General features: G+C 66.1%; 18 protein-coding genes, 2 tRNA genes and 1 pseudogene. 5 read left to right on the forward strand and 16 right to left on the reverse strand.

The window, feature by feature from the left end; all coding sequences use genetic code 11:
* Positions 1–4: 4 nt before the first annotated feature.
* From CBM2586_RS10090 to CBM2586_RS10100, 3 genes are all read right to left on the reverse strand, one after another.
* Positions 5–1,111 carry an AI-2E family transporter gene (locus tag CBM2586_RS10090; RefSeq protein ID WP_115661768.1) on the reverse strand — a complete coding sequence of 369 codons (1,107 nt, stop codon included), beginning with the start codon at positions 1,109–1,111 and terminating at the stop codon, positions 5–7.
* A 273-nt stretch (positions 1,112–1,384) separates the two neighbouring features.
* Positions 1,385–1,461 (reverse strand) — tRNA-Arg (locus CBM2586_RS10095).
* Between the two features lie 51 nt (positions 1,462–1,512).
* On the reverse strand, positions 1,513–2,775 hold the full coding sequence (locus CBM2586_RS10100) for a GGDEF domain-containing protein (protein WP_115687385.1): 1,263 nt from the start codon (positions 2,773–2,775) through the stop codon (positions 1,513–1,515).
* 413 nt (positions 2,776–3,188) lie between these two features.
* Here CBM2586_RS10100 and CBM2586_RS10105 point away from each other — a divergent pair.
* Positions 3,189–3,265 (forward strand) — tRNA-Pro (locus CBM2586_RS10105).
* 152 nt (positions 3,266–3,417) lie between these two features.
* Here the strand turns inward: CBM2586_RS10105 and CBM2586_RS10110 are convergent.
* Together CBM2586_RS10110 and CBM2586_RS10115 are read right to left on the reverse strand one after the other, a co-directional pair.
* Positions 3,418–4,161, reverse strand: coding sequence for a DNA polymerase III subunit epsilon (locus CBM2586_RS10110; RefSeq protein WP_115661766.1), 744 nt, complete (start codon positions 4,159–4,161; stop codon positions 3,418–3,420).
* A 114-nt stretch (positions 4,162–4,275) separates the two neighbouring features.
* A pseudogene (locus tag CBM2586_RS10115) lies at positions 4,276–4,796 on the reverse strand (hypothetical protein).
* A gap of 593 nt (positions 4,797–5,389) precedes the next feature.
* On the opposite strand from CBM2586_RS10115, the gene infA reads away from it, so the two are divergent.
* From infA to CBM2586_RS10130, 3 genes are all read left to right on the forward strand, one after another.
* A complete protein-coding gene (gene infA / locus CBM2586_RS10120) occupies positions 5,390–5,611 on the forward strand; it encodes a translation initiation factor IF-1 (RefSeq protein ID WP_008641674.1) in 222 nt (73 codons plus the stop codon).
* Positions 5,612–5,809: 198 nt separating this feature from the next.
* On the forward strand, positions 5,810–6,286 hold the full coding sequence (locus CBM2586_RS10125; protein WP_115661764.1) for a SixA phosphatase family protein: 477 nt from the start codon (positions 5,810–5,812) through the stop codon (positions 6,284–6,286).
* Positions 6,287–6,444: 158 nt separating this feature from the next.
* Positions 6,445–7,287, forward strand: a complete 843-nt coding sequence (locus CBM2586_RS10130) for a GNAT family N-acetyltransferase (protein WP_115661763.1) — start codon at positions 6,445–6,447, stop codon at positions 7,285–7,287.
* A 69-nt stretch (positions 7,288–7,356) separates the two neighbouring features.
* Here CBM2586_RS10130 and ppx read toward each other — a convergent pair whose 3' ends face one another.
* Positions 7,357–8,889: an exopolyphosphatase gene (ppx, locus tag CBM2586_RS10135; RefSeq protein WP_115687387.1), complete on the reverse strand. Its 1,533-nt coding sequence runs from the start codon at positions 8,887–8,889 to the stop codon at positions 7,357–7,359.
* Positions 8,890–9,043: 154 nt separating this feature from the next.
* Between ppx and ppk1 the strand changes: the two genes are divergently transcribed.
* A complete protein-coding gene (gene ppk1 / locus CBM2586_RS10140; RefSeq protein ID WP_115661761.1) occupies positions 9,044–11,170 on the forward strand; it encodes a polyphosphate kinase 1 in 2,127 nt (708 codons plus the stop codon).
* 51 nt (positions 11,171–11,221) lie between these two features.
* Here ppk1 and phoR read toward each other — a convergent pair whose 3' ends face one another.
* From phoR to ftsH, 10 genes are all read right to left on the reverse strand, one after another.
* A complete protein-coding gene (phoR, locus tag CBM2586_RS10145; protein WP_115687389.1) occupies positions 11,222–12,604 on the reverse strand; it encodes a phosphate regulon sensor histidine kinase PhoR in 1,383 nt (460 codons plus the stop codon).
* Between the two features lie 121 nt (positions 12,605–12,725).
* Complete coding sequence (gene phoB, locus CBM2586_RS10150; protein WP_012353221.1) at positions 12,726–13,433, reverse strand: phosphate regulon transcriptional regulator PhoB; 708 nt, start codon at positions 13,431–13,433, stop codon at positions 12,726–12,728.
* Positions 13,434–13,461: 28 nt separating this feature from the next.
* On the reverse strand, positions 13,462–14,166 hold the full coding sequence (gene phoU / locus CBM2586_RS10155; protein WP_115661759.1) for a phosphate signaling complex protein PhoU: 705 nt from the start codon (positions 14,164–14,166) through the stop codon (positions 13,462–13,464).
* Between the two features lie 47 nt (positions 14,167–14,213).
* Positions 14,214–15,002 carry a phosphate ABC transporter ATP-binding protein PstB gene (gene pstB, locus CBM2586_RS10160; protein WP_115661758.1) on the reverse strand — a complete coding sequence of 263 codons (789 nt, stop codon included), beginning with the start codon at positions 15,000–15,002 and terminating at the stop codon, positions 14,214–14,216.
* Between the two features lie 51 nt (positions 15,003–15,053).
* Positions 15,054–15,956 (reverse strand): phosphate ABC transporter permease PstA, encoded by a 903-nt coding sequence (gene pstA, locus CBM2586_RS10165; protein WP_115661757.1) that lies wholly within the window; start codon positions 15,954–15,956, stop codon positions 15,054–15,056.
* A gap of 5 nt (positions 15,957–15,961) precedes the next feature.
* Positions 15,962–16,930, reverse strand: a complete 969-nt coding sequence (pstC, locus tag CBM2586_RS10170; RefSeq protein WP_115661756.1) for a phosphate ABC transporter permease PstC — start codon at positions 16,928–16,930, stop codon at positions 15,962–15,964.
* A gap of 62 nt (positions 16,931–16,992) precedes the next feature.
* Entirely contained in the window at positions 16,993–18,024 is a 1,032-nt protein-coding gene (pstS, locus tag CBM2586_RS10175; protein ID WP_115661755.1) for a phosphate ABC transporter substrate-binding protein PstS, read from the reverse strand.
* A gap of 231 nt (positions 18,025–18,255) precedes the next feature.
* On the reverse strand, positions 18,256–19,599 hold the full coding sequence (gene glmM / locus CBM2586_RS10180) for a phosphoglucosamine mutase (protein WP_115687391.1): 1,344 nt from the start codon (positions 19,597–19,599) through the stop codon (positions 18,256–18,258).
* Between the two features lie 63 nt (positions 19,600–19,662).
* Positions 19,663–20,454, reverse strand: coding sequence for a dihydropteroate synthase (folP, locus tag CBM2586_RS10185; RefSeq protein WP_240987937.1), 792 nt, complete (start codon positions 20,452–20,454; stop codon positions 19,663–19,665).
* 201 nt (positions 20,455–20,655) lie between these two features.
* Positions 20,656–22,539, reverse strand: a complete 1,884-nt coding sequence (gene ftsH / locus CBM2586_RS10190; RefSeq protein WP_012353229.1) for an ATP-dependent zinc metalloprotease FtsH — start codon at positions 22,537–22,539, stop codon at positions 20,656–20,658.
* Positions 22,540–22,581: the final 42 nt, after the last annotated feature.

Below are 22,581 nucleotides of genomic sequence, written 5' to 3' on the forward strand. Positions count from 1 at the left end.
GGCGTCAGGTCTGTTGCTGGTTGCCAGCCTCGGTCTGCTGCGGCGGCGGATCTTCCACCCATTGCCAGAACAGCTGGTAGCCGACCGCCAGCACCACCGGTCCGATGAACAGGCCGATCACGCCGCCCGTCACCATGCCGCCCAGCGCCCCGATCAACACCACCGGCATCGGCACGTCGACGCCACGCCCGAGCATCAGCGGCTTGAGCACGTTATCGGCCAACCCTGCCACGAAGACATAGATGGCGAAGATGACCGTGGCCACGCTGGCCCCTTCGCTGGCGAATACATAGATGATCACCGGCACGGTAATCAGCGTGGCCGGCAACTGCGCGATGCCCAGCAGCAGCACCGCCATGGCCAGCACGCCCGCGGCCGGGACGCCCTTGATCACGAAGGCGACGCCGATCAGCAGCATCTGGATGAAGGCGATGCCGACTACGCCCTGGGCCACCGCGCGAATCGTCGCCGTGCACAGCGAGGCGATGCGCTGACCACGTTCCGGGCCAAACACACGCGCGGCAATCTGCACGGCGCTGCGGTTGCCGGCCTCGCCGTACGCCATGAAGATGCCTCCGATAATCAATGCGAAGACGAATACCAGCAGGCCCTTGCCGATGCCAGCGGCGGCGCCGAGCACCGCCAGGCTGATTTCGCGGACCTGGGGCGCATGCGCCTGGATGACGCCGGTCAGGTCCGAGGCGGCTTGCAGCCAGACGTCGTACAGGCGCTGGCCAACCAGCGGCCAGCTGGCGACCGACTCGGCCGGCGGCGGAATATGCAGGCCCTCTTTCTTGACCATGGCCATGGCATTGGCCACCGAGTCGACCATGGCCGAGCCCAGCAGGTATGCCGGCAGCGCGATGATGGCAATCGCGGCCACGACGATCAGCGTGGCGGCGCGTCCGTCCCTGTTGCCGAGCTTGCGCCTGAGCCTGACCTGCAGGGGATAGATGGTCACCGCCAGGATCACCGACCAGACAATGAGGTCGAGAAAGGGCCGGAATATCTGGAAGCAGAAGATCGCCAGCACCGCGATCAGTCCCGCGCGGATCAGCACATCGAGTAGTCCGCGCGACAGCACGCGCTCCGATATTGGCGTGGGCATCATCGCTTGTCTCCCTGCAGATCACCACCAAGACCCAGGACCGGCAACCTCGCCGCCGCCCATTCGGCAGATCAGGTTAAGTACTGACCGCTTGCACGGATGGAATCCAGTCTAGATGAGGGGTGAGGCCGGCACAACCTCAAAAGGTACGCTTATCGCTACATGGGGATGCCGTGCGAGGCCATGCCGCTGGGGGAGTGGAGTGGCCGTCGGACGGTCAAGTGGGCAAGCGCGGATGGCGCCAGGACGATGCGGCGCTGCGAATCGATGGCCTGCTGGCGCGTCCTAGAGGACTCGAACCTCTGACCGCTCGCTTAGAAGGCGAGTGCTCTATCCAACTGAGCTAAGGACGCGAAGGCGTGCATTCTACCGCAGCGCCCGGCCGCGGTGACAAGCCGTGCGTGTCAGGACGCCACGCGCGCCTGGGCGCGCGTGACGAAGCGCCCGGCACCTGCGCCATCGGCAGCTTCGGCGGCATCGGCGCCTGCCGGATGCAGCGACACGCAATTGCGCCCTTTCAGCTTGGCGTCATACAGGGCACGATCGGCGCGGCGCATCAGCGCATCGGCGCCCTCGCCGGGCTGCCGCGCCGCCACGCCGATGCTGACGGTATAGGCGATCGGATCGGGTTCGGACGGGCACGGCGTGGCGCGCACCGCCGTCGCGAGCCGCAGGCAGGCAAGCCGTCCGGTCTCCAGCGCGGTATCCGGCATTACGATGGCAAATTCCTCGCCGCCCAGCCGCCCTGCCAGGTGCCCGTTGCCGAGCGTCTTGCGCAGCAGGCCGGCAAAGTGCCGCAACACGCTGTCTCCCGCCAGGTGGCCATAGACATCGTTGATGGCCTTGAAGTGGTCGAGGTCGACAAACGCGACCGTGATCGGCTTGCGCTGCCGCTCGGCCTGCAGGCAGGCGGCCTCCAACTCCTCCCAGAAGGCGCCGCGCAGCAGCACATCGGTCAGGTCGTCGTGCCGCGCGCGCCGCTCCAGCATCCGCCGCAGCCGGTCGTGCGCCATCAGCGCAAAGCTGACCGAGACCCCGACCAGGGCAAAGACGTTGAACATCGCCAGCTCGCCGTCCCACGGCATCGGCCGCGGCCAGGCGCCGCCCTGCGCCATCGCCGCCAGCGGTCCCAGCATGGTCCAGGCATTGATCGCGGCGGCGGCGCTCACGATCGCCGCCAGCGACCACGCCGCCAGCCGGCCGATGCCGCGCGTGGCCGGTAGCGATGGCACCACGCTGCGGGCAAGGTCCAGCAGCAGCAAGATATGGCAGGCGCTCAGGACCGGCGCCAGATCGGGCGGCGCCACCGCGTGGGCCAGGTAGCGCGGCGCCAGGTCGCCCCAGGCCACCGCTGCCGCGGCCGCGAGGTTCAGTCCCAGCAAGCCCGCGCCACGGCCCGGCCGTTGCGCAAAGTGCCGCGCCCCCACCGCCATCACCGAGAGCGCGGCGAGCAAGGCCAGGTCGGTCGACTCCGGCACCAGCCACATCGGCCGCAATGCCTGCACCGCCGCCAGCGCCGCGGCACCAGCCGCCAGCACGCTGCCCAGCGCCCAGGATGTCAGGCCGCTGCGCTCCATGCCCGACGACCGGCGCAACACCACGCAAACCACTGCCATCTGGAGGGCAAACAGCCCTGCGATGAGCACTACCACGTGCGACTGAAACATCTTTATTCCCGTCCAAGGCAACCAGCGGCGCTCCGCATGCCACCGCTCTTCCCTGCTTCTCTGCCGATCCTGTGCCGGATCGTTGTTATCGAATGCCGCACTTCCTGTTTCAGGCCGCCCGTGCAGCCATCCGGCCAACGCGGGCAAACCGAGCCGCTCGCCCCCAGGGCGCGAGCGCCGTTCTTGTTCTGGTGATCTGGTCAGTCCGGAAGGAAATACGCAAAACCGGGCGTTACAACCGCACGCCGGTCGGACTGGAGCGGTGTGCGGATTATCGCAGCGCGCAAACCCAAGTCAAGACAAGGCGCCCCCGCCAGAAGGGGGAGCAGCGCGACAGCCGTACCCTGCCTTCCGGCCGGCCTGCGTCGGGCACATTGACCGGGGGGCGCCAGCGCGGCTACAATGGCCGGCTTCGGAGCGTAGCGCAGCCTGGTAGCGCATCTGATTTGGGATCAGAGGGTCGTAGGTTCGAATCCTATCGCTCCGACCAGAAATATGTAATGGAAAAAACGGCCTGGATCGCAAGATCCGGGCCGTTTTTCTTTTCCGGCTGCGCTTGCGCCGGGCAGCTGCGCCATGCCCTGCCGTGCGGCATGCGGCGCTTGCACTGCCCTCTCATCACGCGAACTTCGCGAACCCCTATCACCACGGGAACAGGTCGGGCCAGATCACCGCGCCGGCAAACAGCATCAATATCACGGCCGCAATGACCAGACCCCGCCCGGGGCCATGCTGGCTGGCTTCGACTTGCGGCATCCATGAAGAGGCGGCCTGCGTGGGCGGCGCCGCCGCGGGCGGCGGAGCGGGCGCGCCGCCGGCATGCGGGGCGGCGCTCGTCGCGAAATCGGCTTCGGCCAGCAGGAATCCCATCGGTGTCGCCTGCTGGGTGGCGCCGATCGGCCGGAACAGCAGCTTGGACAGCGCCAGGCAATCATCCAACGCCACCTGCGGCCGGGGACGGAAGATATGCAGGTGCTCGCACAGCGTATCGAGCTTATGGTTGGCGGCGTGGAAATACTGGGACCAGCGCACCTGCCGCACCGAGCAGCGCCAGCGCTTGTGCTGGATGCCGGGCAGCACTTTTTCCAGCATCCAGGCGTTGAAGGCGGCCCCGTGGGCTACCAGCACCTCGGCATCATCGACAATGGCGCGGATGGCGCCGAGGTCGAAGCGGCGTCCGCGCAGCATCTCGGCGGTCAGCCCGTGCGTATCGGTGGCCGCCGCGCTGATCGGCACGGTGGGCTCCTGCGAACCGTAGTACTCCGCCACTTCGCGCAGCAGGCCGCCGGCGCGCGGCGACACCTCGACCAGCAGCAAGCCGATGCTGACGGGCTCGTCGGCTGGCGTGAGCCCGGTGGTTTCGGTACTGACGATTGCGACCCGCATGGGCACTCCGGTGTGGCTGTGCGCGGACGTGCCAGGCGCCAGGCGCTAGGGTGGTTTGCCTCTAGCGTAGTGCGAGCGCGTTAATCGTCATATCAACCAGATGGGCTAAACGGTTCAGGCGGAAGGTTGCGCCTGGGCCCCGCCGCGCCGCCGCTCCAGGTTGCAGTACACGTCGGCCGCGACCAGTCCGAACAGCGCATGCGCGAACAGGCTCTCCCAGCCGCGCGCTTCGTCGAACCAGTTCATATAGCGACCAAGCACATAGAAGTTGACCAGGTAGACCACCACGCCGAACACGATGCCGACCACCGAGGCCAGTCCCAGGCTGGTATCTAGCCGGAACGACGACAGTATCAGCGCCAGCGCCGCCGCCAGGATGATCGACAAGGCAAAATGCACCGTGCCAGCGGCCAGCACGATGGTCCAGTTGAAGGCATCGGCCGACAGCGCCTCCCGGCCCAGGATGATCGCGGCGACCATCTTCACGGTGCCCCAGGCGCCCTGGTACAGCAGAAAGCGCGCGGTCAGCAGCTCCAGCACCATGTAGACCGCGCCCGCAATCACCCCGCCAGCACCGCGGCGCGCCAGTCGGGACGGCAGCGGACATAGCGGTGCGATTCCAGATGGAGTTCCATGGCAGTCTCCTTGCGAGATCCGGCCCGGCACGGCCGTACGCGTTAGTTCTAGCTCATATGGCACAAATACCAAGCGGACCGCGACGCGGTTTGCGGCCTTATCGCCATTTTATTGCGCCGGATCCCCGGCAGGGGCAACCGACGCGCCGGCAATGCTGCATCCGCGTACGTGATACAATGTCGCAGTAGCCCCGGGGTGTCCGAGCATCCCTGTAACCGGGCGTTCCCACCAGCGCGCTCCTGCGAGCGAACTGCAGCCGCCGGCGCGGCCATCCGCGACGACACCGAACTGGCGAACCACCGGGTACACCTGCCCGCCTGCTCCGCGAAGCACACCGCCTCTCCGGCTGTCAGCGACCAGGTTTTCGCCCAAGCAATCCGCGCCCGCAGGCGACACCGCTGACGCCGCTGACTGAACCGGTCATGCGGGCGCCAGCCGCCGCAGCGTGCGCGCCCTGCCCCCGACCGCCTCAGGCGAGATTGGCCATATCGGCGCAAGGTGCCGCGGTTGGACGCCGTGGCGGGCGAACCGAACAGGATTTTTTGAAAACGTAACCATGCAGCCTTCGCGGGCTGCCGAAAAGGAAGACAGATTGGCTAAGGAAGAACTCATTGAATTTGGCGGCGTGGTGTCGGAAGCCCTGCCTGACAACCGCTATCGTGTCACGCTGGAAAACGGCGTCGAAATCTGGGCATACGCTTCGGGCAAGATGCAGAAGCACCGCATCCGCATCCTGGCCGGCGACCGCGTGACCCTGGAAATGTCGCCCTACGACCTGACCAAGGGGCGCATCAACTTCCGCCACAAGTCCTGAGTTTCCCTACGGCGCCGATGGCAACGCATTGCCATCGGCGCCGCCGCTGTATTGCGCCGACGCGTTGTCACGCCGCTGACACCGCGCCCGGAGACACTTGCGGGCTGCCTTGACCGGCAGCCCGCTTTTGTTTGCGCCGCGCTTGCGCCGGTCGGGCCGCTTCACCATACTCGAAGCAAGCTCATTGCCCTGTCCGACATGAACCTGATCCTGTGGCGCCATGCCGAAGCCGAAGACCTGCCCGACGCCCTCAGCCTTAGCCGCCATGCCGACCTGCAGCGGCCGCTGACCCGCCGCGGCCGCAAGCAGGCCGAGGCCTCGGCCAAATGGCTGCGCGCCCACCTGCCAGCCGATACCCGCATCCTGTGCAGCCCTGCCGTGCGCGCCCGCGAGACGGCGGCGGCGCTGACCGGCGAGGCGCAGATCCTCGATGCGCTTGCCCCCGGCGCCGACGTCAGCGCCGTGCTCGCCGCGGTCGAATGGCCGGAGCGCCCCGAGCACGTTGTGGTGGTAGGGCATCAGCCCTGGATCGGCCGCGTCGTCAGCCTGCTGCTGGCGGGGGCCGAAATGGACTGGAGCGTGCGCAAGGGTGGCGTCTGGTGGCTGACCGGCCGTACCCGCGAGAGCGAGGCCCAGACCGTGCTGCGCGCCGTCATCAACCCCGAATTCCTCTGAGACCGGCCGGGGCGCGGCCCCGCCCGGCATGCCCCTGAAGTCTTCCCGGACCGGCCCGGCCGTCGACGTTCACGCAACCGTCATCGCCGGGTCACGGCATTGTCACCGGCCCTCACTACATTGCATCGCAACAGTTTCGTCACCAAAGGGACATACTGATGCGAGATCTGCCGACGCCTACCCAGCCGCTCTTCGACTCCCTGCCCAATGGCCTCGGCGGCCAGACGGCGCGGAGGCGTCTTCATCGCCCATCGGATACAGCGGCACATGAGTCGCCTGTTCTCAGCGTGGCGTGGGCGCGCCACCAGGATGAAGTAGTCGAGGCCCAGCGCCTGCGCTACAAGGTCTTTGCCGAGGAAATGGGCGCGCGCCTGACGTCTTCGGTGCCTGAACTCGACATCGATATGTTCGATGGCTACTGCGACCACCTGATCGTGCGCGACCTGGCCACGCTGCGCGTGGTCGGCACCTACCGCGTGCTGCCGCCGCACCAGGCCAAGCGCCTGGGCTGCCTGTACGCGGAATCGGAATTCGACCTGGTGCGCCTGTCGCACCTGCGCCCCAAGATGCTGGAACTGGGCCGCTCGTGCGTGCACCGCGACTACCGCTCCGGCAGCGTCATCATGGCCCTGTGGGGCGGGCTGGGCGAGTACCTGCAGCGCTGGGGCATCGAATCCATGCTGGGCTGCGCCAGCGTGCCGATGAGCGACGGCGGTCACTACGCGGCCAGCCTGCACCGTCTGTTCACCGAGCGCTCGCTCGCGCCGATCGAGTACCACGCGTTCCCGCGCCTGCCGCTGCCGGTGGAAGACCTGAACCAGCAGCTGGCGGTCGAGCCGCCCGCGCTGATCAAGGGCTACCTGCGCCTGGGCGCGAAGATCTGCGGCCAGCCCGCCTGGGACCCGGACTTCAACGTGGCGGACTTCCTCACGCTGCTGCGCGTGAACGACATGAACCCGCGCTACGCCCGCCACTTCCTCGGCCTGAACAACGCCGCCTGAGCGGCGTCCCCAACAAACAGCCCTTCCCGGTCACGGCCGCCCATCGGCGGCCGCAAGACCGCTTCCGGCTCAGTCGTAGACCACCTTGTAGCGCTTGCCGATGCGCTGCCATTCGTCGGCTTCCTGCGCCAGGCTGTATTCGATCAGCGGATTGGCGTCGATCCACGACTTCGGCAGGCGCACGGTAAAGCCTTCGTCCAGCGCTTCGGCCAATTGCGTGACACGGATGTCCGGCAGCGCCACGTCCGAGCGGCGCCGGCACAGCACAAAGGCCAGGCGCAGACTGAACAGCATGCGCCAGTCGACGAACTTGCCGCTGCCCGACAGCTTGCCCAGCTTGCCCGCATGGCCCAGCAGCAGCGTCGCCAGCCGCGCCTGGTCGGTCTTGGAAAAGCCCGGCATGTCGGCATGCGTGGCGATGTAGGCGGAATGCTTGTGGTAGCCGCTGTGCGAGATCGACATGCCGATCTCATGCAGGCTGGCGGCCCAGCCCAGCAGCGCCAGGTTGTCCTCGCGCCGCTCATTGGCCGGATCCGGGAACTGTGACAGCAGCGTCTGCGCGGTGCGCCGCACGCGGCTGGCCTGGGCGCGGTCCACACCATAGCGGCGCATGAACTGGTCCACCGTGACGGTGCGCATGTCCTCATGGTGGCTGCGCCCGAGCAGGTCGTACAGCACCCCCAGCCGCAGCGCGCCGTCGGTCACGTCCATGCGCTCGATATCGAGTTCGGCGAACACGCCCAGCATGATCGACAGCCCGCCCGGCAGCACCGGAATGCGATCCGGCTTGAGCCCGGTCAGCCTGACGCGGTTGGTGTTCTCGGCCTTGATCAGCGCGCGCTTGAGCCGTTCCAGCCCTTCGCGCGTGATGCCGTGCTCGGCATTGCTGTCGTTCATGCCGTTGAGCTCGATCAGCTCGGCCAGCGCGCGCGCGGTGCCTGACGAGCCCACCGCCTGCTCCCAGCCCGCGGCGCGGTACTGGCGCACCAGCACCTGGATCTCGCGGCGCGCTGCCAGCTCCGCCTGCTTCATCGCGTAGTCGTCGACGTTGCCGCTGGGAAAGAACTGGCGGCTGTGCGATACGCAGCCGATATACAGGCTTTCCATCAGCTTGGACTGGTAGCCATTGCCGATGATGAATTCGGTCGAGCCGCCGCCGATATCGACCACCAGGCGGTTGCCCTGGCAGGCCGGCGCATCGTGCGAGGCGCCCAGGTAGATCAGCCGCGCCTCCTCGCGCCCGGCGATCACCTCGATCGGAAAGCCGAGGGCTCCCTCGGCCTCGATCAGGAATTCGGACGCGTTCTTTGCTACCCGCAGCGTATTGGTGGCAACCGCGCGCACCTGGCCGGGCGCGAATTCGCGCAGGCGGTCGCCGAAGCGACGCAGCGCATCGATGCCACGCCGGCGCGCGGGCTGGTCCAGGTATTTGTCGGGGGTCAGCCCGGCAGCCAGCCGCACCGGCTCGCGCAGCGCGTCCACCTGGAAGATCTGGCTGGCCGGGCCATTGGCCGTCAGGGTCTCGTCCACCCGCCCGATCATCAGGCGGAAGCTGTTCGAGCCCATGTCGACGGCGGCCAGCAGGCGTGGAGTGTTGTTCATCGTGTGCTCGGAGGGCGGGTTCGCATTGGCGTTGCGTAGCACGGCAGGGTCGCGCTGGTGGCTGGGCCTGCCGCGATTCGGGCCCGGAGAAAATATGTCGTGGTCATGTCCGCATCATGACAAAATCAAACTGTCATGAAAGTGACACGATTCTATGAAAAAGTCGCCACATTACCAAAAGAAGGTCATGACCATGTCGACGACTCCGTCCAGTACGCTGCTCAATCGCGAACTGGGCATCCTGGAATTCAATGCCCGCGTGCTGGCGCAAGCCGCGGACCCGAAAGTCCCGCTGCTGGAACGGCTCAAGTTCATCTGCATCGTGTCCAGCAACCTGGACGAGTTCTTTGAAATCCGCATGGCGGGCCTGAAGGAACAGATGCGCGACACTGCCTCGGGCCTGACGCCGGATGGTCTTTCCTTCCAGCAGACCTACCAGCTTGTCACCGAGCGCACGCAACGGCTTGTGGCCTCGCAGTATGACATGCTGCAGAACACCATTTTTCCACTACTTGAAAAAGAAGGGGTCTTTTTCCACCTGACCACCACCTGGACCGACGCCCAGCGCGAATGGGCGCGCGAGTTCTTCCAGCGCGAACTGGCGCCGGTGCTGACCCCCATCGCGCTGGACCCGGCTCACCCCTTCCCACGCGTGCTCAACAAGAGCCTGAACTTCGTGGTCGAACTGTCCGGCAAGGACGCCTTCGGGCGCGACGCCGATCTCGCCATCGTGCAGGCGCCGCGCGCGCTGCCGCGCGTGGTCAAGATGCCGGAGAAGCTGTCGGGCTATCCGTACGGCTTTGTCATGCTGTCGTCGTTCATGCAGGGATTCGTGCACGAGCTGTTCCCTGCCATTACCGTGCATGGCTGCTACCAGTTCCGCGTCACGCGCAACTCGGACCTGTTCGTTTCGGAAGACGACATCACTGACCTGCGCGAAGCGCTGCAGGGCGAACTGCCCGCGCGCCATTTCGGCGATACGGTGCGGCTGGAAATCTCGTCGGATACGCCGGCGCCGCTGGCGCGCCGGCTGCTGCTGGAATCGGGGCTTGCCGAACAGGACTTGTATCGCGTCTCCGGGCCGGTGAACCTGGTGCGGCTGATGCAGATCCCCGACATGGTCGACCGGCCTGCGCTCAAGTTCCCGCCGTATGTGCCGGCGCCGGTCAAGGCCTTCGCCGGCGGCGCGTCGATGTTCGACGTGATGCGCCAGCAGGACGTGCTGCTGCACCATCCGTACGAGAGCTTCAGCTCGGTACTCGACCTGTTGCAGCTGGCCGCGGCCGACCCCAACGTGGTCGCGATCAAGCAGACGGTCTACCGCACCGGCAACGAATCGCTGGTGATGGAAGCACTGATGACCGCCGCGCGCAACGGCAAGGAAGTGACGGTGGTGGTGGAACTGCTGGCGCGCTTCGACGAGGAAACCAATATCAACTGGGCCGAGCGGCTCGAGTCCGCCGGCGCGCACGTGATCTACGGCGTGGTCGGGCACAAGTGCCACGCCAAGATGCTGCTGATCGTGCGGCGCGAGCCTACCGGACCCAAGGCCAAGCAGGTCAAGCTGCGCCGCTACGCCCATCTGGGCACCGGCAACTACCATCCGCGCACGGCCCGACTCTATACCGACTTCGGGCTATTGACCGCCGACGAGGCCATCTGCGAAGACGTGCACCATGTGTTCCAGCTGCTGACCGGCACCGCCGGCACGATCCGGCTGAACCACCTGTGGCAGTCGCCGTTCACGATGCAGAGCAACCTGGTCGACCATATCCGCGCCGAGGCCCGCAACGCGCGCGCGGGCAAGCCGGCGCGCATCATCGCCAAGATGAACGCGCTGCTGGAACCGTCGATCATCGACGAGTTGTACAAGGCCTCGCGCGCCGGCGTCCAGATCGACCTGATCGTGCGCGGCGTGTGCGCGCTGATGCCGGGCGTGCCGGGCATGTCCGAGAACATCTCGGTGCGCTCGATCATCGGGCGCTTTCTCGAACACCACCGCGTCTATTACTTCCATGCCGCCGGCGACGAGGTGCTCTACCTCTCCAGCGCCGACTGGATGGACCGCAACCTGTTTCGCCGCGTGGAAGTCGCGTTCCCGGTGCTGGACAAGGCGCTCAAGGCGCGCGTCATCAAGGAAAGCCTGCAGGTCCATCTGCGCGACAATGCCTCCGCGTGGATCATGCAGTCGGACGGCAATTACATGCGCAAGGAGACACGCTCCAAGCATCCGCATGTCAGCCAGAATGATCTGCTGGTGATGTTTGGCGGCATGCCCTGAGCGCAGCGCAGGCAAAGAAAAGCCCCGCCGCGGCGGGGCTTTTCTTTCTGATCAGGCTGCGCGCCGGGAACTGTCCGGCGCCTGCGGCGCGACGGTCGGTCCCACGCCCGGCACCGGGCTGTCGGCGCTTTCGGCGGCAGAACGCACGCTGCGCTCCAGCGGAAACACCACGCGGAACACGCTGCCCCGGCCCTCTTCGCTGGTGACGCGCAGCTCCGCATGGTGGCGCGACAGCACGTGCTTGACGATGGCCAGGCCCAGCCCGGTGCCGCCGGTATCGCGCGAGCGGCTGCGGTCGACGCGGTAGAAGCGCTCGGTCAGCCGGGGAATATGCTCGGCCGCGATGCCCAGGCCGGTATCGGACACTGAAAACACCGCGTGGCCGTCTTCCCAGGCCAGCCGCATGGTGATGCGACCGCCCTCCGGCGTGTAGCGCACCGCGTTCGACACCAGGTTGCCCAGCGCCGACATCAGTTCGGTCTCGGCGCCGCGCATGCCCACGGTCGGGTCGATCTCGGCCGCGACCTGGTGCCGGCCCTGCGACAGCGCCTCGGCGTCGTGCATCAGGTGCGCCACCATGGCGCGGATCGGCACCGCCTCATGGCCCGGCGGCTGCGCGTCGCTTTCCAGCTTGGCCAGCGCCAGCAGGTCTTCGACGATGCTCTGCATGCGCACCGACTGCGTCAGCATCATGTCGATGTAGCGGCGCCGGTCCTCCTCCGACACCGGCAGGTCGCGCACGGTCTCGAGGAAGCCGGTCATCACGGTCAGCGGAGTCTTCAGCTCGTGCGAGACATTGGCGACGAAGTCGCGCCGCATCGCCTCGGTGTTTTCCAGCTTGGTGATGTCCTGCGTGATCACCAGCTTGCGGTTGTCGCCATACGGCAGGATCTGCACCGCGATCACGCTGTGCTTGTGCTCGCCCATGTCGCGCATCACCAGCGGGTCGTCGAACTGCTGGCGCGTCAGGTAGTGGACGAACTCGGGCCGGCGAATCAGGTGCGTAATGCGCTGGCGCACGTCGCGCCGCGCGTTCAGGCCGAAATGCTGCTCGGCGACGTCGTTGCACCACTCGATCTGGTCGGCGTCATCGAGCATCAGCACGCCGTTGGGCGAGGCCTGGATGGCCTGGATAAAGCGCGTGTGCTGCTGCTCCACCTGCAGCACCTGGGTGCGCCAGCGCTTGACCAGCCGGTGCAGGCGGTAATACACCTCGCCCCACAGGCCGAGCGCGCTCGGGATCTCGCCGTAGACGGGAGCGTCCAGGACCCTCCACAGCCGGTTGATCTGGTACAGGTAGTAGAACAGCAGCCCGAGCAGCGCAACGCAGGCCAGCGCCAGCGCCGGCACCGGACCGGCGACCAGGTAGACGCCGGCGGACAGCACCAGCAGGCTGATCAGGATGGCCGCGGAACGGGCCCAGATGACATTCATGCGCAGGGTTCAGGCTCGCAGCCAGCCTCGGTATCGGGAGAATCGGCTGGCTGCAGGGTTGCGACGGAGTGTGCCACGATTTCGCCGCGCCCTGCCAGCGGCTCGAGCCCCGTGCGACGGCTCAGGCGCCAGGGGTGCGCGCCAGCCGGTAGCCGCTGCCACGCACGGTTTCAATCATGTTGCTGTAGCCGCCAGGCGTGAGCGCGGCGCGCAGGCGCTTGATGTGGACGTCGACCGTGCGTTCCTCGACAAAGACGTGGTCGCCCCAGACCTGGTCGAGCAGTTGCGAGCGGCTGTGCACGCGCTCGGGATGCGTCATCAGGAAGTGCAGCAGGCGAAACTCGGTGGGCCCCAGGTCCAGCTTGATCGGGCCGCTCTCGTCCTGGCCGGTGACGCGGTGCGTGGCCGGGTCCAGCCGCAGGCCGTTGATTGCCACCACGTCGTCGGTCAGCTGCGGGGCGCGGCGGCGCAGCACGGCCTTGATCCGCGCCAGCAACTCCTTGGGCGAGAACGGCTTGGTGACATAGTCGTCGGCACCGGCCTCCAGCCCCATCACCTTGTCCTGCTCTTCGCCACGGGCGGTCAGCATGATGATGGGAATCTGGCGGGTGCGGTCGTTGGCGCGCAACTCCTTGGCGAAGTTCGCGCCTGACTTGCCAGGGAGCATCCAGTCGAGCAGCACCAGGTCGGGCAGCACATCGCTCATCAGCGACAGCGCCTGCTCGGCGTTATAGGCCCGGATCGGATAATGCCCCGCGTGCTGCAGGTTCACGGCGATCAGTTCGGCAATCGCCGGTTCGTCTTCGACAACGAGAATACTGCTAGGCATGTGTATGGTTCTCCGTGGGCGGATGTACTCAGCTCAGCGCTTCGCGCTCCATGTCCTCGCGCGAGACATGGCGGACGTCCGTCCCCTTGACAATGTAAATGATAAATTCCGCGATGTTCTTGGCGTGATCGCCGATGCGCTCCACGGCCTTGGCGATGAACAGGAAGTCCAGCGCGACCGAGATCGTGCGCGGGTCTTCCATCATGTACGTGATCAGCTTGCGCACGAAGCCGCGGAATTCCTCGTCGATGGCCTTGTCGTCCTTGACGATGCGCGCCGCCGCGGCCGTGTCCAGGCGGGCGAAGGCGTCGAGCGCCTGGCGCAGCAGCGCGATCGCCATCTCGCCCGAGAGCTTGACCTCGGCGTAGTTGATGCTGTGCGCCGACGCATCTTCCATGATGTGCTTGGTGCGCTTGGCGATCTTCTCCGCCTCGTCGCCGGCGCGCTCCAGGTTGGTGATGGTCTTGGAAATCGCCATCACCAGCCGCAGGTCGCGCGCGGTCGGCTGGCGCCGGGCGATGATGTTGCCGCAATCGGCATCGATCTCGACTTCCAGCGCATTGAGCTGGATCTCCCGGGCGATCACCTGGTCGGCGATGTCGGCGTCGAAGTCGGTGAGCGCGCGCATGGCCAGCCCGATCTGCGACTCCACCAGCCCGCCCATCTGCAGCAGCTTGGTGTTGATGGCGTTGAGGTCTGCGTCGAACTGGGTCGACAGGTGCTTGTCAGTCATGGGATTCTCCTGGGCGCTTATGGATATGCTAGTCCCTGTCCTGTACGTCAGCCGAAGCGGCCGGTAATGTAGTCTTCCGTTTCCTTGCGGTGCGGCTTGATGAAGATCTTCTCGGTCTCGCCGAACTCGATCAGTTCGCCCAGGTACATGTAGGCGGTGTAGTCCGAGCAGCGCGCCGCCTGCTGCATGTTGTGGGTGACGATCACCACGGTGTACTCGTCCTTCAGTTCCGCGATCAGCTCTTCGATGCGGCCGGTGGAAATCGGGTCGAGCGCGGAGCATGGCTCGTCCAGCAGCAGCACCTCGGGGCGGATGGCGATGCCGCGCGCGATGCACAGGCGCTGCTGCTGGCCGCCGGAGAGCCCGTAGCCCGACTGGTGCAGCTTGTCCTTGGCCTCGTTCCACAGCGCCGCCTTGGTCAGCGCCCACTCGACGCGGTCGTCCATTTCGGAACGCGAGAGCTTCTCGAACAGGCGCACGCCGAAGGCGATGTTGTCATAGATCGACATCGGGAACGGCGTCGGCTTCTGGAACACCATGCCGACCTTGGCGCGCAGCAGTGCGATGTCCTGCTTGGCGGTCAGCAGGTTGTCGCCGTCCATGTTGATCTCGCCCTCGGCGCGCTGCTCGGGATAGAGCGCGTACATCTTGTTGAAGGTACGCAGCAGCGTCGACTTGCCGCACCCCGACGGGCCGATGAAGGCCGTGACCTTGCGGTCCGGGATCGACATGTTGATGTCCTTCAGGGCATGGAACTGGCCGTAGTAGAAGTTCAGGTTGCGCACGTCGATCTTGGCGCGAACCGAATCGGGAATGTCGATGACGGTGGAGGTCATTGCGTTTTCTCGCTTGCAGTCTTGGGGCGGTCCGGCTGACGGGCGCGCCGCTTATTTCTTGAACAGGATGCGCGCCAGGATATTCAGGGCCAGCACGCCGATCGTAATCAGGAACACACCCGCCCACGCCAGTTGCTGCCATTCGGTGAACGGGCTCATGGCGAAGCGGAAGATCGTCACCGGCAGGTTGGCCATGGGCTTGTTCAGGTCGGTGGTCCAGAACTGGTTGGACAGCGCGGTGAACAGCAGCGGCGCGGTTTCGCCGGCGATACGGGCCACCGCCAGCAATACGCCAGTCACAATTCCCGCATAGGATGACTTCACCGTGATCGACAGCACCATCTTCCACTTGGGCGTGCCCAGGGCGAAGGCGGCCTCGCGCAGCGCGTTGGGCACCAGGTTCAGCATGTTCTCGGTGGTGCGCACCACGATCGGCACCTGCAGCAGCGCCAGCGCGCAGATGCCGGCCCAGCCCGAGAAGTGTCCCATGCGTGTCACCACCAGCGCGTAGACGAACAGGCCGATCACGATCGACGGCGCCGACAGCAGGATGTCGTTGATAAAGCGGATAAAGCTGGCCAGCGGCGAGCTCTTGCCGTACTCGGCCAGGTAGATGCCGGCCAGGATGCCCAGCGGCGTGCCGAACAGCGTGGCCATGCCGACCATCACGAAGCTGCCGAAGATCGCATTGGCGAGGCCGCCGCCGGCTGTATTGGGGGCCGGCGTCATCTGCGTGAACAGGTCCAGCGACAGCCCGCCGACGCCCAGCGTGACCGTGGTCCAAAGGATCCACGCCAGCCAGAACAGGCCGAAGCCCATCGCCACCAGCGAGGCGGTCAGTGCGTACAGGTTGACGCGGCGGCGGCGACCCTGCAAGCGCGCGCGCACGACATCGGCATCTGGACGGACCGCAGGGATCGATACGGAAGACATGGCCTGGCTCGCTCGGGTCATTTGGCTCATTTGGTGCCCTCATTCCTGGCCAGTCGCAGCAGCAACAGCTTGGACAGCGCCAGCACCACGAAGGTGATGAAGAACAGGATCAGGCCCAGCTCCATCAGCGCGGCGGTATGCAGGCCGGCGCCGGCTTCGGCGAACTCGTTGGCGAGCGCCGAGGTGATGCTGTTGCCCGGCGAGAACAGCGAGGCGCTGTCCAGCAGGTTGGTGTTGCCGATCACGAAGGTGACGGCCATGGTCTCGCCCAGCGCGCGGCCCAGGCCCAGCATCACGCCGCCGATGACGCCGGCGCGGGTGTAGGGCAGCACCACGTTCCACATCACCTCCCAGGTGGTGCAGCCCACGCCGTAGGCGGATTCCTTGAGCAGCACCGGGGTGACTTCGAACACGTCGCGCATCACCGAGGCGATGTACGGGATGATCATGATCGCCAGGATCACGCCCGCGCACAGCAGGCCGATGCCCAGCGGCGCGCCCTGGAACAGCTTGCCGATCACCGGCAGCTGGCCCACCGTGGCGGCCAGGGGCTTCTGGAAATACTCGCCGAAGATCGGCGCGAACACGAGCAGGCCCCACATGCCATAGACGATCGACGGCACCGCGGCCAGCAGCTCGATGGCGGTGCCGAGCGGGCGGCGCAGCCAGGCCGGCGACAGCTCGGTCAGGAACAGGGCGATGCCGAAGCTGACCGGCACCGCGATGATCAGTGCGATCAGCGAGGTCACGATGGTGCCGTAGATCGGCACCAGCGCACCGTAGACATCGGCGGGAGGATCCCACTCCGCGGACCACAGGAAGCGCGCGCCGAAGGCCTCGATCGAGGGCCACGCGCTGATCGCGAGCGAGACGATGATGCCGCCCAGCAGCAGCAGCGTCACGATTGCGGCGCCCCGCGTCAGGCCGCCGAACAGGATGTCGCCCATGCGGCTCGGGGGCCGGACGTTGCGGGTGTCGGAGGGGATAGTCGCCATGTCGGAGAATTCGGGAGGGTTCGCCGGCTCCCGCGTGCGCGCGAGCCGGCGATACCGTCAGATCAGTACAGCGCCTTGCCTGCGGAATCCTTGACGATCGTCTTCCAGGTCGTGCGGATCTGGTTGACGACGTTCTCCGGCAGCGGCACGTAGTCCAGGTCGGCGGCCATGCCGGTGCCGTTCTTGTAGGCCCAGTCGAAGAACTTCAGCACTTCGGCACCCTGCGCCGGCTTGTCCTGGTTCTTGTGCACCAGGATGAAGGTGGCGCCGGCGATCGGCCATGCGTCCTTGCCCGGCTGGTTGGTCAGGATCTGGTAGTAGCTCTTGCTCCAGTCGGCGCCGGCGGCGGCGGCCTTGAAGGCGTCGTCACCCGGCTTGACCACGGCGCCCGACGCGTTCTTCATGTTCACGTGGGTCATCTTGTTCTGCTTGGCGTAGGCGTACTCGACATAGCCGATGGCACCATTCAGGCGCTGCACGAAGGCGGCCACGCCCTCGTTGCCCTTGCCGCCGGTGCCGCCGCCCGGCCAGTTGACCGTGGTGCCCTCGCCCACCGTGCCCTTCCAGTCAGCGCTGACCTTGGACAGGTAGTTGGTGAAGATGAAGGTGGTGCCCGAACCGTCGGCGCGGCGCACCGGCAGGATGTCCTGGCTCGGCAGCTTGGCTTGCGGGTTCAGCGCCTTGATGGCGGGGTCGTCCCACTTCTTGATCTTGCCCAGGTAGATGTTGGCCAGCACCTCGCCGGTGATGGTCAGTTCGCCCGGCTTCACGCCTTGCAGGTTGATCACCGGCACCACGCCGCCGATCACGGTCGGGAACTGCACCAGGCCCTGCTTGTTCAGGTCCTCGTCCTTCAGCGGTGCGTCCGAGGCGCCGAAATCGACCGTCTTGGCACCGATCTGCTTGATGCCGCCCGACGAGCCGATGGATTGATAGTTGACCTTGTTGCCCGTTGCCTTGTTATATGCGTCGGCCCACTTGGAATACACGGGCGCCGGGAAAGAAGCGCCTGCACCGGTAATTTCCGCCGCGAACGCAGTACCCGCCACCACCATCGAAACGATGCCTGCCACGGCAGTCTTGACCAGCTTCATATGTCCTCCAGAGAACATTGGTTGGGAATGACAAATTTTTGACAAGACGAACTTTATGCTGCCTCTATGACAATTCCGTGACATCTTCAAATCTTCTTGAAACTGGCCTGCAGCAAGGTAATGACGGAATGCCCGGGCTCTGCCGCGCGCGGAATATGACGGCGGTTAATTGCGTAACAAGATAAAAAAAACGCCGGGACAAACCCGGCGCTCGTTTCCCGGCTGGGGCTATCAGGCACCCAGCGCGTCCGCCAGTTTTCTGGCTGCGCGCTCGGCCATGTCGGCCTGCTCCGCCTCGACCATCACGCGCACCACGGGCTCGGTGCCCGAGGCGCGGATCAGTACCCGGCCGCGGTCCCCCAGGGCCGGTTCTACCTCGGCACGCGCCGCCTGCAGGCCGGCATGGGTCTGCCAATCGAAGCCCTTCTGCACGCGCACATTGATCAGCGTCTGCGGGAACAGCTTCACGCCGTCGAGCAGTTGCGCCAGGGTCTTGCCGCTGCGGCGCAGCGCGCCCAGCACCTGCAGCGCCGACACGATGCCGTCGCCGGTGCTGTGGCGATCCAGGCACAGCAGGTGGCCTGAACCCTCGCCACCCAGCGTCCAGTTACGCTTGTTCAGTTCCTCCAGCACATAGCGGTCGCCCACCTTGGCGCGCACGAAGTCGACGCCCTCACGCTTGAGCGCCAGTTCCACTGCCATATTGGTCATCAGCGTGCCGACCGCGCCCGGCACCGCGTGGCCCGCGGCCTGGCGGTCGCGCACGATCAGATACAGCAGTTCATCGCCGTTGTAGAGCCGGCCGTCCGCGTCCACCACCTGCAGCCGGTCCGCGTCGCCATCGAAGGCCAGGCCCAGGTCGGCGCCGTTGGCCTTGACCGCTTCGATCAGCTTCTCCGGCGCGGTGGCGCCGTAGCCGGCGTTGATATTGCGGCCATTCGGCTGGTTGCCGATGGCCACCACGTCGGCGCCCAGTTCATGGAACACCGGCGGCGCAATGTGGTAGGCCGCGCCATGGGCGCAGTCGACCACGATCTTCAGGCCATGCAAGTCCTGCTCATACGGGAACGTGCTCTTGCAGAACTCGATATAGCGGCCGGCGGCATCGTCGATGCGACGGGCGCGTCCCAGGTCGTCCGACGGGGCGCACACCATGGGCTCGTCGATGGCAGCTTCGATCGCCGCCTCGACCGCGTCGGGCAGCTTGTCGCCGCTGGCCGAGAAAAACTTGATGCCGTTGTCGTAGTAGGGGTTGTGGCTGGCCGAGATCACCACGCCGGCCGACAGCCGCAGCGCCCGGGTCAGATAGGCGATGCCAGGGGTCGGCAGCGGACCGGTCAGCAGCACATGCACGCCCGCCGAGGTAAAGCCAGCTTCCAGCGCGGCTTCCAGCATGTAGCCCGAAATGCGCGTGTCCTTGCCGATCAGCACGGTGGGCTTGCCCTGCCCGGTCCTGGCGCCATGCGCCAGCACCTTGCCCGCGGCATGGCCCAGGCGCATGACAAAGTCCGGCGTGATCGGCGCGTCGCCGACCTTGCCCCGCACGCCATCTGTCCCGAAATAATTGCGTGTCATTTGTTTCCTTTCTCTTCTGTGTTCTGTCCTAGTGGCGCTGCCGCCTGTCAGTGCCCCGTCAGCTCAGCCGGAGCGGACCGATTCGTTGCGCACGGCCCACCAGGTCTTGACGGCGTCGACGGTCTGCTCCACATCATGCACGCGTACGATAAAAGCACCGCGCTCCACCGCACACACGGCCGCGGCAATGCTGGCGGCGATGCGCTGCTGCGGTGGCCGGCCGCCCAGGATGGCGCCCAGCGTGGACTTGCGCGAGATGCCCGCCAGCACCGGCAGGCCGTCCGGCGCCAGCTTCGGCAACTGCCCGAGCAGGCGCAAATTATGATCCGGTGTCTTGCCGAAGCCAAACCCCGGATCGAGGCAGATCCGGGCCTCGTCGATCCCGGCGGCGCGCAGCACGGCGACGCGCCCGGCCAGGAACTGCGCGACTTCGGCGACCACATCGTCGTAGTGCGGGTCTTCCTGCATGGTCTGCGGATCGCGCTGCATATGCATGACGCACAGGCCCCCCTGTCCGCCCGCCACGGCCTCGACCGCGCCTGGCATGCGCAAACCCCAGATATCGTTGATGAGATCGGCTCCGGCAGCTAGCGCGGCGCGCATGACCTCGGGCTTGTAGGTGTCGATCGACAGCGGCTTGCCGCAGTCGCGCAGCGCTTCCACCACCGGGATCACGCGTGCCAGCTCGTCTGCCAGCGGCAGCGCCGCCGAACCGGGCCGGCTCGATTCCCCGCCGATGTCGATGATGTCGACGCCCTCGGCGATCATCTGCTCGGCATGGCGCAGCGCCGCATCGCGGCTGGCATACTGGCCGCCGTCTGAAAAGGAGTCGGGCGTGACGTTGAGGATGCCCATCACCAGCGGGCGCTGGTCCAGGGCAAAGCGGAAACGGCCGCACTGGAAGTGCCGGGTCTGAGTCGTCTGCTGCAAGATAGGAAGGCTTCGGCATGCGCGCGGACCTGCCGCGCAAACGTAAAAGCCGGTGCACCAGGCACCGGCTTCAGGGAGACACTACACAGCCATCGCTACAGCGTCGTCAGTGAGACGAGCGCCGGATCAGGCCGTGGCAGGCGCGTTGGTCGGCGCCACCGGCGAGCCGCCCGAAGGCGTGCTGCCGCCACCGTTCGGGCCCGACGCGCTGCGCGGCGGGCGCGGCGGCTTGCCGGCCATGATGTCGTTGACCTGGTCGGCGTCGATGGTTTCCCATTCCATCAGCGCGTTGGTCATGGCCTCGACCTTGTCGCGGTTCTCTTCGAGCAGGCGCTTGGCCAGCGCATACTGCTCGTCGATGATGCGGCGGATCTCGGCGTCGACCTTCTGCTGCGTGGCCTCCGACACGGTCTTCGACGACAGCTTGCCGAACATGCCGTCCTGCTCGGTATCGACATAGACCATGGCGCCGAGCGAGTCGCTCATGCCGAAGCGGGTCACCATGTCGCGCGCGATCTTGGTGGCACGCTCGAAGTCGTTGGAAGCGCCGGTGCTCATGGCGTTGAGGAAGACCTCTTCCGCCGCGCGGCCGCCGAACAGGATGGCGACCTCTTCCAGCATGCTGTCCTTGTACTTCGAATACTTGTCATGCTCCGGCAGTTGCCAGGTTACGCCCAGCGCCCAGCCACGCGGCATGATGGTGACCTTGTGCACCGGGTCGGCCTTGGGCAGCAGCTTGGCCACCACCGCATGGCCAGACTCGTGGTAAGCCGTGGCGCGGCGCTCTTCCTCGCGCATCACCGTCGACTTGCGCTCCGGACCCATGTAGATCTTGTCCTTGGCGTCCTCGAAGTCCTGCATGTCGACCACGCGCTTGTTGCGGCGGGCGGCAAACAGCGCGGCCTCGTTGACCAGATTGGCCAGGTCGGCGCCCGAGAAGCCCGGGGTGCCACGCGCGATCACCGAGGCGTCGACGTCGTTGCCGATCGGCACCTTGCGCATATGGACCTTCAGGATCTGCTCGCGACCGCGGATGTCCGGCAGGCCTACGTAGACCTGGCGGTCGAAACGGCCCGGACGCAGCAGCGCCTTGTCCAGCACGTCGGCACGGTTGGTCGCGGCGATCACGATCACGCCCGAGTTGGCCTCGAAGCCGTCCATCTCGACCAGCATCTGGTTCAGGGTCTGCTCGCGCTCGTCGTTGCCGCCGCCCATGCCGGCGCCACGATGGCGGCCGACCGCGTCGATTTCATCGATGAACACGATGCAGGGCGCCTGCTTCTTGGCGTTCTCGAACATGTCGCGGACACGGGCCGCGCCCACGCCGACGAACATTTCGACGAAGTCGGAACCGGAGATGCTGAAGAACGGCACCTTGGCCTCGCCGGCGATGGCACGCGCCAGCAGCGTCTTGCCGGTACCCGGAGGGCCGACCAGCAGCACGCCGCGCGGGATGCGGCCGCCCAGCTTCTGGAACTTCTGCGGATCCTTGAGGAAGTCGACCAGCTCGACCACTTCTTCCTTGGACTCGTCGCAGCCAGCCACGTCCTGGAACGTGACGGCGTTCTGGTTTTCGTCGATCAGCCGCGCACGCGACTTGCCAAATGAGAATGCGCCGCCTTTTCCGCCACCCTGCATCTGACGCATCATGTAGAACCAGAACACGATGATCAGCAGGGTCGGCCCGAGGTAGTACAGGGCCTGGACCAGCACGTTGGGTTCGTCATCCGCCTTGCCGGTGACCTGGACGCCGTATTTCATCAGGTCGCCGACCATCCAGATGTCGCCCGGCGAGATGATGGTGTACTTGGCCCCTTCCTTGGGCGAGACCACCAGGTTGCGGCCCTGCACGTCGACACGCGACACCTTGCCGTTCTTGGCGTCATCCATGAACTGCGAATAGGTGACGCTGTCCTGCGCACGGGGCTTGTCGAACTGCTTGAAGACGGTAAACAACACCAGCGCGATCACGAGCCAGATTGCCGCCTTTTGAAACAGGTTGTTATTCAAGGCCGAACTCCTTTGCAATTGCCTTGCCAACGGATAGCTGCA

The organism is Cupriavidus taiwanensis, from assembly GCF_900250115.1.
GTDB classification, from domain to species: Bacteria; Pseudomonadota; Gammaproteobacteria; order Burkholderiales; family Burkholderiaceae; genus Cupriavidus; species Cupriavidus taiwanensis_B.